This is a genomic window from Citrobacter portucalensis, assembly GCF_002042885.1.
In the GTDB taxonomy this organism is placed as follows: domain Bacteria; phylum Pseudomonadota; class Gammaproteobacteria; order Enterobacterales; family Enterobacteriaceae; genus Citrobacter; species Citrobacter portucalensis.
On the sequence record NZ_MVFY01000022.1, the window covers coordinates 28,271 to 40,235 of the forward strand.

Annotated in this window: 10 protein-coding genes and 1 pseudogene; 4 read left to right on the forward strand and 7 right to left on the reverse strand. The window is 49.8% G+C overall.

The genetic code is table 11. From position 1 onward, the window contains the following. Positions 1-6: 6 nt before the first annotated feature. A complete protein-coding gene (locus tag BZK40_RS22340) occupies positions 7-354 on the reverse strand; it encodes a DUF488 domain-containing protein (RefSeq protein ID WP_048235531.1) in 348 nt (115 codons plus the stop codon). A 198-nt stretch (positions 355-552) separates the two neighbouring features. On the opposite strand from BZK40_RS22340, the gene BZK40_RS22345 reads away from it, so the two are divergent. Further along, the gene (locus tag BZK40_RS22345; protein WP_048214377.1) at positions 553-1,260 is read left to right on the forward strand and encodes a CTP synthase C-terminal region-related (seleno)protein; all 708 of its coding nucleotides are present in this window, start codon (positions 553-555) and stop codon (positions 1,258-1,260) included. Between the two features lie 37 nt (positions 1,261-1,297). Here the strand turns inward: BZK40_RS22345 and BZK40_RS22350 are convergent, their stop codons facing one another. Further along, positions 1,298-2,485 carry a CynX/NimT family MFS transporter gene (locus BZK40_RS22350; RefSeq protein ID WP_079935323.1) on the reverse strand — a complete coding sequence of 396 codons (1,188 nt, stop codon included), beginning with the start codon at positions 2,483-2,485 and terminating at the stop codon, positions 1,298-1,300. Positions 2,486-2,584: 99 nt separating this feature from the next. Here BZK40_RS22350 and BZK40_RS22355 point away from each other — a divergent pair. Next, positions 2,585-3,383: pseudogene (locus BZK40_RS22355) on the forward strand (AraC family transcriptional regulator). Here the strand turns inward: BZK40_RS22355 and BZK40_RS22360 are convergent. The 3 genes from BZK40_RS22360 to dgcJ all read right to left on the reverse strand — a co-directional run bounded on the left by BZK40_RS22360 (position 3,360) and on the right by dgcJ (position 5,983). Beyond that, positions 3,360-3,806, reverse strand: a complete 447-nt coding sequence (locus tag BZK40_RS22360) for a DUF441 domain-containing protein (protein WP_003832453.1) — start codon at positions 3,804-3,806, stop codon at positions 3,360-3,362. The pseudogene BZK40_RS22355 and the gene BZK40_RS22360 sit on opposite strands and share 24 nt — an antisense overlap. Positions 3,807-3,944: 138 nt before the next feature. Then, entirely contained in the window at positions 3,945-4,448 is a 504-nt protein-coding gene (locus BZK40_RS22365; RefSeq protein ID WP_032943105.1) for a YbaK/prolyl-tRNA synthetase associated domain-containing protein, read from the reverse strand. 44 nt (positions 4,449-4,492) lie between these two features. Further along, complete coding sequence (dgcJ, locus tag BZK40_RS22370) at positions 4,493-5,983, reverse strand: diguanylate cyclase DgcJ (protein ID WP_079935324.1); 1,491 nt, start codon at positions 5,981-5,983, stop codon at positions 4,493-4,495. Positions 5,984-6,147: 164 nt separating this feature from the next. Between dgcJ and BZK40_RS22375 the strand changes: the two genes are divergently transcribed. Beyond that, the gene (locus BZK40_RS22375) at positions 6,148-6,918 is read left to right on the forward strand and encodes a class I SAM-dependent methyltransferase (RefSeq protein WP_008784518.1); all 771 of its coding nucleotides are present in this window, start codon (positions 6,148-6,150) and stop codon (positions 6,916-6,918) included. A gap of 94 nt (positions 6,919-7,012) precedes the next feature. Here BZK40_RS22375 and BZK40_RS22380 read toward each other — a convergent pair whose 3' ends face one another. Together BZK40_RS22380 and yeaG are read right to left on the reverse strand one after the other, a co-directional pair. Further along, on the reverse strand, positions 7,013-8,296 hold the full coding sequence (locus BZK40_RS22380) for a YeaH/YhbH family protein (RefSeq protein WP_008784519.1): 1,284 nt from the start codon (positions 8,294-8,296) through the stop codon (positions 7,013-7,015). A gap of 121 nt (positions 8,297-8,417) precedes the next feature. Next, on the reverse strand, positions 8,418-10,352 hold the full coding sequence (gene yeaG, locus BZK40_RS22385; RefSeq protein ID WP_003030707.1) for a protein kinase YeaG: 1,935 nt from the start codon (positions 10,350-10,352) through the stop codon (positions 8,418-8,420). Between the two features lie 433 nt (positions 10,353-10,785). On the opposite strand from yeaG, the gene BZK40_RS22390 reads away from it, so the two are divergent. Then, entirely contained in the window at positions 10,786-11,532 is a 747-nt protein-coding gene (locus BZK40_RS22390; RefSeq protein WP_008784520.1) for a MipA/OmpV family protein, read from the forward strand. Positions 11,533-11,965 lie beyond the last annotated feature (433 nt).

The window sequence follows — 11,965 nt, forward strand, 5'->3', positions numbered from 1 at the left end:
ACGCGGTCAGCATTGACGTAGCCACTCAGCGAGCACCAGCGCGTGGTTTTGCTGGGTATTCTTCGCCGCATACAGTAGCGTTAAGGTTTGCTGCTGGGCAATCTCTGCGAGGCGCTTTCCTTCCTGCTGCTGTTGGGCCAGCTCTGCGCGATATTGTTCGGAAAAGTGTGAAAAATCGATCAGTTCTGCGTGGAATGCTTTGCGCAATTCAGAAGATGGCGTCAGCGTTTTATTCCATTCGTTGAAAGTAAGGTCAGTCTTTTTTATTCCGCGTGGCCACAACCGGTCGACCAACACGCGATAACCATCGCTTTTTTCTGCCGGGTCATACACGCGTTTACACTGAATCTTCATCTCTTCATCCACTCCTTTCAGCTACCGCTCAGGTATTGCTTATCAACTTTATTACGGTTAAATAAGATCGTAAAACGTGACCATTATAGCATTTTGCCCGCCCTGACTCCCAATTTAAGGGATTGTGATACCACTAAAAATTCGGTAGGCTGAGGCTCCTTATGCTGTCCCTTATTGTCAGGACACAAGGAAAGCTTAATGGAAATTTCCCCAATTAAAGATACGCTTCGCATTGCGCTGGTGGGCGATTACAGCCCCGATATTGTGGCGCACCAGGCTATTCCCCTTGCTATCGATGATGCTGCCGCCGTCCTGGAATTGGTGGCTGATTACGACTGGCTAACCACATCTGATATCAACAGCAGTGAGGACTTGATTGGCTATGATGCCATCTGGGTCGTTCCAGGCAGTCCATATCGCCATCTTGAAGGGGCGCTGATAGCGATACGCTACGCGCGTGAAAACAGCATCCCGTTCCTGGGGACCTGCGGCGGCTTTCAACATGCGATTCTGGAGTACGCCCGCAACGTGCTGGGCTGGCGCGATGCCGCCCACGCCGAGACGGACACCACGGGTCGGATGGTGATAGCACCATTGACCTGCTCGCTGGTAGAAAAAACGGATGATATTGAGCTGCGGGCCAATACGCTGATTGCCAAAGCCTACGGGCGGGATGTTATCACCGAGGGATATCACTGCAACTATGGCGTATCGGAGGATTTTGCCGCCGAGCTTGAAAGCGGCGATCTTCGGGTGACCGGTTGGGATGAGGCTGGTGATATTCGTGCCATTGAGCTGGTGACGCATCCATTTTATGTTGGCACGCTCTTTCAGCATGAACGCGGAGCGCTGGCGGGAAAACCCGTACCGTTAGTTCAGGCGATGCTGCGCGCCGCGCGCGGATAAAAAAACGGGCAGGTTGTTCACGAACCTGCCCTGTGTATTATGCGCTCGCGATCTCCCGATTACGCCCCGCGCACAGACCAAATACCGCCATCAGCATCGCTAACACGGCGACCCCGCCAAGAGGAATCAGCCAGCTATCGTTGAGGTCGTGAATTTTCCCCATCAGCGGTGGCCCGCAGGCGGCCAGTAAATACCCAACAGATTGTGCCATGCCAGACAGGGCAGCAGCCTGATGCGCTGAGCTTGCGCGCAGGCCAATAAAGGTCAAGCCGAGGATCATCGTCGCGCCTGAGCCAAAGCCAAACAGGATGGTCCATAGCAATGCCTGGTCGGGCATTATGGCGAATCCCGCCGCGCCGACGGCGCACATTAATGAAACCAGAGCGGCGATGGCGCGCTGATCCTTAAATCTGTTCAGGACGAGAGGAATCAATAATCCCGGCGCGGCGGTCGCCAGCTGCAGTAAACCATGCAGCGAACCGGCCTGCGCCTCGCTGTAGCCGTGGCTGATCAAAATGGCGGGCAACCAGCCGATGATGACGTAGTAGATAAGCGAATTGATCCCCAGAAACAGCGTCACCTGCCAGGCGAGGCTGGAGCGCCAGATCGCGCGGGAATGCAGAGCGCGCGAGTTGCTCAAGCTGGCATTGGCCGTCTGGCGGCATTGGGGTAACCAGATAATCAGCGCCAGCAGCGGAAAGGCCATCAGTACCATCAGCGCACCGCGCCAGCCAAACCCGTTCAACGCCAGCGGTACCACAATGGCGGAACCCAGTGCCGCTGCTGCGCCCATGGTCAGCGAGTATGCGCCAGTGAGTTTCGCCACATGCTGAGCAAAATCACGCTTAATCAGTCCGGGTAAAAGCACATTTCCCAATGCGATTCCGCAACCAATGATAGCGGTGCCGCTAAACAGGAACCCTGGTGAGGGCAGCGAACGTATCGCAATACCCACGCAAATCAGTAGCATAGCAACAAACAGGCTGCGTTCGATACCCCAACGGCGCGCAACGGCGGCAGCCAGAGGTGAAACCAGTGCGAAAGCCAGCAGTGGCAGGGTGGTCAGAAGCCCCGTCTGGGCGGTGCTCAGACCGTAGTCGGCGCGAATTTCATCCAGCAACGGGGCAGCACCGGTAAAGGTGACGCGCAATGTGGTGGCAATCATCAGGATCCCCGCGATCAGCAACGCTGCGTTCTTGCCACGGGAGGAAGGTGTATTTGTCATTTTTTTCTCATATCGTCAGGCGAGGCGATACCTTAGCGTTTTTACTCAATGGATGAATCAAGCTAAAATGACAGTTTATCGCTTAAATCGGACATTTTTATGTTAGGACTGAGGCTGGATGGATACGAACCCGATCTTCACCACGATGCGGCGGTGGCGTTTTGTATTCAGGCCCGGGAAGATGAACTTTTCAGTCCGTTGCATCAGCACCGTAAAGGCCAGTTGATTCTGGCGTTGCATGGCGCGATCACCTGTGAGGTTGAGAATGCTATGTGGATGGTGCCCCCGCAATATGCGGTGTGGATCCCCGGTGAAATTCCACACAGCAACCACGTTACCGTTGGCGCACAATTGTGCTTTTTGTTTATTGAGCCGCAGGCCGTCGTGATGCCCGATCGTTGCTGCACGCTGAAAATTGCTCCGTTGTGCCGGGAGCTTATTCTGGCGCTGGCATCCAAAACGGATGCCCAACGGCTGGAGCCGGCAACCCAGCGGCTGACGCAAGTGTTGTTTGATGAACTGCCGCAGCAACCCCAGGAGCAAATGCAGTTGCCGGTTTCCGATCACCCGAAAATTCGCAGAATGGTCGCAACGATGGCGAGAGAGCCTGCACAATGGCAGACGTTGGGACAATGGGCCAGCGTATTTGCGATGAGTGAACGTAACCTTGCTCGCCTGGTCGTCAAAGAAACGGGGTTGAGTTTTCGCCGCTGGCGTCACCAGCTCCAGCTAATTCTGGCGCTGCAGGCGTTAATTGATGGTCGCAATGTACAACAGGTCGCGCAAATGCTCGGGTACGATTCGACCACGGCATTTATCACTATGTTCAAAAAAGGCCTGGGGCAGACACCAGGCCGTTACCTGAACGGGCTGGCTACTGCTTCCCAACAATCAATGAGACCAGACCTGCCGCAATAAGCGGCCCCACTGGCACACCGCGAAACAGCGCCACGCCCAGTACCGTGCCCACCAGTAAACCAGCAACAAGCTGAGGCTGGCTGCCCATTAGCGTAACGCCGCGTCCGCCAAGCCAGGAGACAAATACCCCAACGGCAATAGCAACCAGTGATTTCCAGTTCACAAAGGAGTGGATGAGCGTGGAGGGCGGTAGCGTTCCGCTGGCGATCGGCGCCATGACGCCAATGGTCAGAATTATAATCCCGACGGTCAGGCCCTGTTTTTCAATCCAGGGAAAGAAGGTATTCAGAGGGGTAACACGGACAATAATCAGCACCAGAATTGAAACAGCGACAGTGGTGTTGTGGCTGACAAAGCCCAGAGCTGCCAGTCCGAGCAGGATCAGCAGAGTGACATCAAACATCGTAGTTTCCTTGCCAAAAGAAAAAATAAGCCTGCTTACTGTACGCGTAAATGCGTGACGGAACAGGCTTTTTTTAATGATTATGATTTTTTTTGGGCTAACGCACGAAGCGATGTTTTTTACTGCTAACTTGTGAAGTTATTGTTCTCTGCGGAACGGGATTAATTCCGGTTGCGCGATGCGCAGGTAATCTGCGGTATCCATGATCACAGATTTTTCCAGCATTCCGGCATTGAACGCAATTTCATTAAAACGCTCAAACAACAGCGGGTCGGCGACCAGCTTGAGGTTCGGATGAAAACTGAACGGTGGGATAGCGCCAAATACGCAGCCAGTCAGTTCATCTACCTCCGCCGGGCTGGCAAGTGACGCTCTCAACCCGCCAATATGGCTGGCCAACAGGCTCAGGTCGGCCTGCTGATCGGCAGAGAGGATCGCCAGAACATGCTGATTGACGCCGTTGCCTTTTACTTTGCAGACCAGCGCTTTTGCACCCTGACCCAGTGCGGTACCGCGAATTTCAGAGACAGCTTCACATTTGCCTACGGCTTCATGGCTGACTACGCGGTAGGTCGCACCGTGTTCTGACAACAGGGAGATTAAACGCTGGTGCGTTGCGTTACCTTTGTTTACTTCCGTCATGACTTACTCCTGGTACAACAATGAAAATCCTGTCAGAAAAATAATTACGTATCGGTGCGTTTTTTCTGTTTGTTCAGGTAGAGCTGTGCATCAGATGCTTTGTAGGCATCATCAATGGTGTCGTTTGGCTGCATATTATAAATCCCGACAGAGAAGCTGATTGATCTATCTTGCGCAATAATTTGTAAGTTATAGCGAATCCTCTCCAGCAGGCGGGGCGTTAATTCACTGGGGTGATCGATGAGGATAATGCAAAACTCATCGCCGCCGAGGCGGATGGCATAGTCGCTTTTGCGAATGGACGTTTGAATAGCTTTGGCCAAAATGGTGATAATGCGATCGCCTTCCTTATGCCCCAACGTATCATTAATAACTTTTAGTTTGTCGCAATCAATGGCGATAAAGGTCACGAGCGTTCCTGTGTTCACCAACTGTTGCAAACGCTGCTCAAGCGCTGGCGTTAAAATTTTACGGTTGTAGAGCCCTGTCATCGCATCACTGACATTTTCCCGTGTGACGTTGTGATACAAGCGAAAATGCGTTCTGACCATATTCAGCAGCAATATCGTTGCCAGTAGATAGAAGGCGAATATCTTCCAGGACGAGACAATAAAGTACATAACATCAAGTGAGAGGGTGATACGTATACCGCCAGGTATGTCCTTCTCATAGTGAACATAGCGGAACAGATCGGTTTCACTTTTGTGAACGAGGATCTCTTTACCTGAACTGGTGTCAGAGACCGTTACGTTAAGATAACGCCAGACGAGAGGGCGGTCGCTGGTATAGAAAATATTCTGTAAATTCTCTTTATTAATATCCACCATCACCACGCCTTTTAGCTTATTGGCGTAGTAAACCGGTGTTAAAAAGCTCATCACCTTTTTCTCGGTCAGGTTATCTTCATAAATACTGGAGATCACCGTGCGGCCAGTAAAAATACCGTCAATATCATTCTGGTCGATCCCCAACGTACCTTTTTGCAAAAACGACCAGTTGTGTATCGCAAATTTCCGCGAGTCGATCACATCATAGAAATAAACGTAGTTATTTTTGAGATCGACGTAATATCGAAATTTATACTCCAGCGTCCCTAATCCCTGACCGTAATCTTTCTGCTGGCGATTAACATTGACCGCCCGGTCAAAAGAGGGCAGCAGAAAAATGTCATCAAGCTGTTCGCTACATTTTGTTGAGGTGGTCTGCAACGTACCGTGTAATGGCAGATAGTTGCGCTTAGTGAGATTGAGCCCATGAGTGCCGTTAACGCTGTCGAAAGCGTTGCAAAGTACTTTTTGCTGTTCGAGAGAAGCAGGCCCCTGAGGGGATGAAAATGTGCGCATCAGATGGGCTGCGATGCTCTGATTTGTGTACTTATCATAGAGAAACGAGGAGTCGGCTTTCTCATTGATATAGCGCATGTACGCATTCATTGCTTTATCGCTGGCAATGAGCTCATAAACCAAAAAAGAAGATGTCAAAACAATTACGCTGACGGAGATAAAGATCCTGAGCGCTTTATGATGCAATTTCATAATGATTTACAGCCCTGTAAGTCTGATACTTCAGTCTATCACACGGCATACATCCGCTCTAACGCTACGGGAAAGGACATTTTGAAATAAAAATCATTCGCGTACTTCACCTTTAACTCTTAATGTTGTATTTATAATGCAACTTATAAAAAGGAGACAGGCCAATGAGCGCGACTGAAAAAGCGGGTCATACATTTTTAGCCAGTCTGGGCAAAACCCGTCTGCGTCCGGGCGGCGTTGAAGCAACAGAATGGTTGTTTAGCCAGTCACAGCTGACGCCCGGCAGCCAGGTACTTGAAGTGGCGTGCAACATGGCCACGACGGCGATAGAGTTAGTTCAACGCTATGGCTGTACCGTATACGCCATTGATATGGATAAAACCGCACTGTCAAATGCAAGGAATAACGTAGCGGCAAATGGTCTGGAAAATCATATTCATGTGATGGCTGCTAACGCCAACACTCTTCCTTTTGCGGATAACAGTTTCGATGTTGTGATTAACGAAGCCATGCTGACAATGTATGCCGATAAAGCGAAGGCGAAGTTAATTGCCGAATATTATCGCGTGTTGAAGCCCGGTGGGCGTCTGCTCACCCACGATATTATGTTCACCGCCCAAAAACTGGGCGCGGGCGATCAGGGCCAGCTTGTCGATGTGGTGAAATCAAACGTTAGCCCAATGACCAGACAAGGCTGGCGTGATTTGTTTCTTAACTGCGGGTTCGAACAGGTCCTGCAGCAGAATGGCAACATGTCGCTGATGTCGCCGCGCGGATTAGTTCGTGATGAAGGGCTTACGGGGGCGGTAAAAATTGTGTTTAACGGCTTACGCACGAGCGAAAATCGTCGTCGTTTCCTGAAAATGTTTCGCTTCTTCCGTTCGCAACGTCATCAACTCAATTACATTGCCTGCTGCTCTGTAAAGGGAAAATAAAAAGGATAAACGGATGAATATTGATAAGATGAAAAATCAGCACCCGTAAAAAATCAGCCAGAGAAGATAACCTCTGGCTGATTTTTATAGGTGGTTAACTATTGCTGGTCGTACTTTGTTTATGAAACAGTTCGCGGAATACCGGGTAAATATCATCCTGGTCGCGAATATGTTGCATCGCAAAGTTATCAAAAGTTGATTGCAGATGTTCGTATTCACGCCACAAGGTTTGGTGAGCGCGGCGAGTGATTTCGATATAGCTGTAATAGCGGACCACTGGCAGCAGTTTTTTCGCCAAAATCTCATGACACAGCGGTGAATCATCAGCCCAGTTATCACCGTCCGATGCCTGTGCAGCATAGATGTTCCACTGGGCAGGGTTGTAGCGCTCTTTCACCACTTCATCCATTAACTTCAGCGCACTGGAGACAATGGTTCCCCCGGTTTCCTGAGAGTAGAAGAACTCGTGCTCATCCACTTCTTTCGCCTGGGTATGGTGGCGAATATAAACCACCTCCACGTTCTTATAGGTCCGGCTTAAGAACAGATACAGCAGGATATAAAAACGTTTAGCCATATCTTTGGTCGACTGATCCATTGAACCAGAGACGTCCATCAGGCAGAACATTACCGCCTGGCTGGAAGGGTCGGGGCGTTTTTCATAATTCTTGTAGCGTAAATCAAAGGTGTCGATAAATGGCACGCGTTCGATTTTTGCCCGTAGTTCGGCAATCTCTTTGCGTAACCGTTCCTCTTCCAGCAACTGTGCTGGTTCGCTTTTCGCGATGGTTTCCAGATCCGCTTCGAGAGCATGCAGTTCGCGACGCTTACCCGCTGTCATCGCCGTGCGGCGCGCCAGTGAGTTTTGCAGGGATCGCACCACGCTGATGTTGGCAGGCACACCGTTAGAGGTAAAACCTGCCCGGTGCGTTTTGTACTCCGTTAGCTGACGCTGCTGATTCTGCTTCAGGTTAGGAAGTGCTAAATCTTCGAACAACAGATCGAGATATTCATCTTTAGAGATCTGAAAGACGAACTCATCCTGACCCTCACCATCCTGGCTGGCCTGGCCTTGTCCGCTTCCTGAACCGCCACCGCCGCCCTGTGGGCGTTCAATGCGGTCATTCTGCACAAAATGGTCGTTACCCGGATGCACGCGATGGCGCAGGCCACCACGTCCCTGATGAAACATTGGTTCGCTAATATCATCAGTCGGAATAGAGACAGATTCGCCGCTATCCACATCAGTCACCGAACGCTTGTTAATGGCCTCGGAGATCGACTGTTTAATTTGCGATTTATAACGGCGTAAGAATCGCTGGCGGTTTACCGTGCTCTTGTTTTTGCCGTTAAGACGCCGGTCAATAAACCAGGTCATAAGCCCCCCGTACTGCCAACTGTTCGCCATGCCTGTAAGTGCCGGATGGCGCTGGCGCTATCCGGCCTACGGAACATTGTTTTGCAAGCCCGGTAAGCGCATGCGCCACCGGGCACTTATGTTAAGACGATTTACGTACGCGCAAATACCATTCGCACAGTAAACGCACCTGTTTACGCGTGTAGCCTTTTTCCATCATACGGTCGACAAAATCGTCGTGTTTTTTCTGCTCGTCAGTCGAGGTTTTAGCATTGAACGAAATGACCGGCAGCAGCTCCTCGGTATTGGAGAACATTTTCTTCTCAATAACCGTGCGCAGTTTTTCGTAACTGGTCCAGTTTGGATTGCGACCGCTGTTATTCGCTCTGGCACGCAGAACAAAGTTGACGATCTCGTTACGAAAATCTTTCGGGTTACTGATACCCGCCGGCTTCTCAATTTTCTCCAGTTCTGAGTTCAGTGACTCGCGGTCAAACAGCTGACCGGTATCCGGGTCGCGATACTCCTGATCCTGAATCCAGAAATCCGCATAAGTGACATAACGGTCGAAAATGTTCTGTCCGTACTCGGAATAGGATTCGAGATAAGCCGTCTGGATCTCTTTGCCGATGAATTCAGCATATTTCGGGATCAAATAGCCTTTCAGGAACTCAAGATAACGCTCAGCTTGCTCCTGCGGGAACTGTTCACGTTCGATTTGCTGCTCCAGTACGTAAAACAGATGTACCGGGTTAGCTGCCACTTCGGCATGGTCAAAGTTAAAGACGCGAGAGAGGATCTTAAACGCGAAACGCGTGGAAAGACCGTTCATTCCCTCATCAACCCCGGCGTAATCCCGATACTCCTGATAGGATTTCGCTTTCGGATCGGTATCTTTCAGGCTTTCGCCATCGTAAACGCGCATCTTCGAGTAAATGCTCGAGTTCTCAGGTTCTTTCAGGCGAGAAAGAATAGTGAAACGAGAGAGCGTTTCCAGAGTGCCCGGTGCGCAAGGCGCATGGGTCAGCTCACTGTGGTTAAGCAGTTTTTCGTAAATTTTGATCTCTTCAGAGATACGCAGGCAATAAGGCACTTTGACGATGTAAACACGGTCAAGGAACGCCTCATTGTTTTTGTTATTACGGAACGTTACCCATTCGGACTCGTTCGAGTGGGCAAGAATAATCCCGTTAAACGGCAGGGCAGAGATACCTTCTGTCCCGTTGTAGTTTCCTTCCTGGGTGGCGGTCAGCAGAGGATGCAGCACTTTAATCGGTGCTTTAAACATCTCAACGAATTCCATAATCCCCTGGTTTGAACGACACAGTGCACCCGAATAACCGTAGGCATCAGGATCGTTCTGGGCGTGGTGTTCGAGTTTACGAATATCCACTTTCCCGACCAACGCAGAAATATCCTGGTTGTTTTCATCACCAGGCTCCGTTTTGGCGATTGCGATCTGCTCCAGAATAGACGGCCAGACTTTGACGACGCGGAATTTTGTAATGTCCCCGCCAAAATCGTGCAGACGTTTCGCAGCCCAGGGCGACATGATCGTACCGAGATAGCGACGCGGGATCCCATACTCTTTTTCCAGGATCTGCGCGTCTTCCTGCGGATTAAACAGGCATAACGGATGATCGTTGACCGGGCTACGTTCGCCATTGGCACTCAGGACATAAATCGGTACTCTCTGCATCAGCGACTTCAGCCGCTCAGCAAGAGATGATTTCCCCCCTCCCACAGGCCCCAGCAGATACAGAATCTGCTTCTTCTCTTCCAGACCCTGAGCCGCATGTTTCAAATAAGAAACAATTTGCTCAATGGCGTCTTCCATGCCGTAAAACTCTTCAAAGGCGGGATAGCGTGCAATTACCCGATTCGAAAAGAGTCGAGATAGTCGAGGTTCGTGGGCAGTGTCGACCATGACAGGCTCACCAATAGCCATTAATAGCCGCTCTGCCGCGTTGGCATAAGCACTGCGATCTTGCCGACAAGTGGTAAGAAACTCCTGCAGCGTGAACTCTTCGTCCTTGGCAGCTTCATAACGCTGGCGATAGTGATCGAATATATTCATGGTATGCCGTCCTTTCGTTTTTTAGCACATGTTAAGAGCCGTTCATATGAATAGTAGAGGCCCCTGAAGAGGTAAACTGAACGACGTCGCTGCTGAAGAAATAAGCAACTCTCATGCCATTTTAGTGGTCAGGAGATCAACGTATTCGGTGATACACCTTCTAAAATTAAGCGTAGATGGCATTTGCAAAACTTGCCTGTGTGCGCAAATGAATTTCAATGGCATATCAATAACTCATCAGCAAAAAAAGCACATCTTATGTAAAGAATTGGAGCGGGATTCATGCGGTGTTCATCGTCCTGCAAGCAAAATGTCATCACTCGCTGAGAAATTAGGGGGTTACATTCTGGGGCGAATACGTAAAATAGTTGGGCTGAAGCGTATTGGCGGTTACACTTTGACCGCTACACATTTGAATAAGGAATTATGGATTGTGACCAAACTCAAACTTCTGGCACTTGGCGTCCTTGCCGCAACCGCAGTTAGCACCGCACAGGCGGAAAGTCAGTGGACTGTTGGCGCGGGTGTCGGCGTGATTAACAGCCCGTACAAACAGTATGACCGCGATGTTTACCCTGTTCCGGTTGTCACCTATGAAGGCGATAATGTCTGGTTCCACGGCTTGGGTGGCGGCTACTATCTGTGGAATGACACGGCAGATAAGCTTTCCATCATGGCGTACTATGATCCGACGCATTTCAAGCCGGGTGATAGCGATAGCCATGCTTTGCGCCAACTCGACAAGCGTAAAAGCAGCTTGATGGCTGGCCTCTCGTATGTACATAACACCCAGTATGGTTTCCTGCGTACTGCACTGGCGGGTGATACTCTGGATAACAGCAACGGCTTTATCTGGGATCTGGCCTGGCTCTACCGTTACACTAATGGTGGGCTGACTCTGACGCCGGGTATCGGTGTGCAGTACAGCAGCGAAAACTACAACGACTATTATTATGGCGTGTCCAATCACGAGTCTCGCCGCAGTGGTCTGAAAAGCTACAACGCTGACGATGGATGGGATCCGTACCTGGAGTTGACCGCGAGCTATAACTTCATTGGAAACTGGAACGTATACGGAACTGGCCGTTATGTGCGCTTGAGTGATGAAGTGAAGGACAGTCCGATGGTCGATAAGTCCTGGTCTGGCATCTTCTCGGTGGGTGTAACCTACAAGTTCTGATGCTACTGCGCGTCAAACACTAGCCCGCATCAGTGCGGGCTTTTTAGTGCGCTACCGATATGAATATTGATCTAAAACATGAGATTTCATCTTTTGTGCTGATTTGACATTCTGTCAGGCTACAACGAATTTTTAACGTATTATTCCTGTCGCTGTTACTAAAAATATACCTGCTATTTTATTAGCCTGTTATCTATTCATTTTTGAATGAAATAAAGTCGTGAAGGTTTAGCAAGTCATTGTCATGAGGTAATGGTTTTTAGCTATACAATGCGTTGATAATACTAGGGTTTACGATAGAGGTAAGTGTTATTTTCTTATTGTTAAGCACAATGAAAATTATTGATAACTCTTTTAGCATGTTTATCTCATGGCGAAAGTTAACTTTCATGTGAAAAAAACAAAAATTAATCGATTGATTTTAATTTTACAT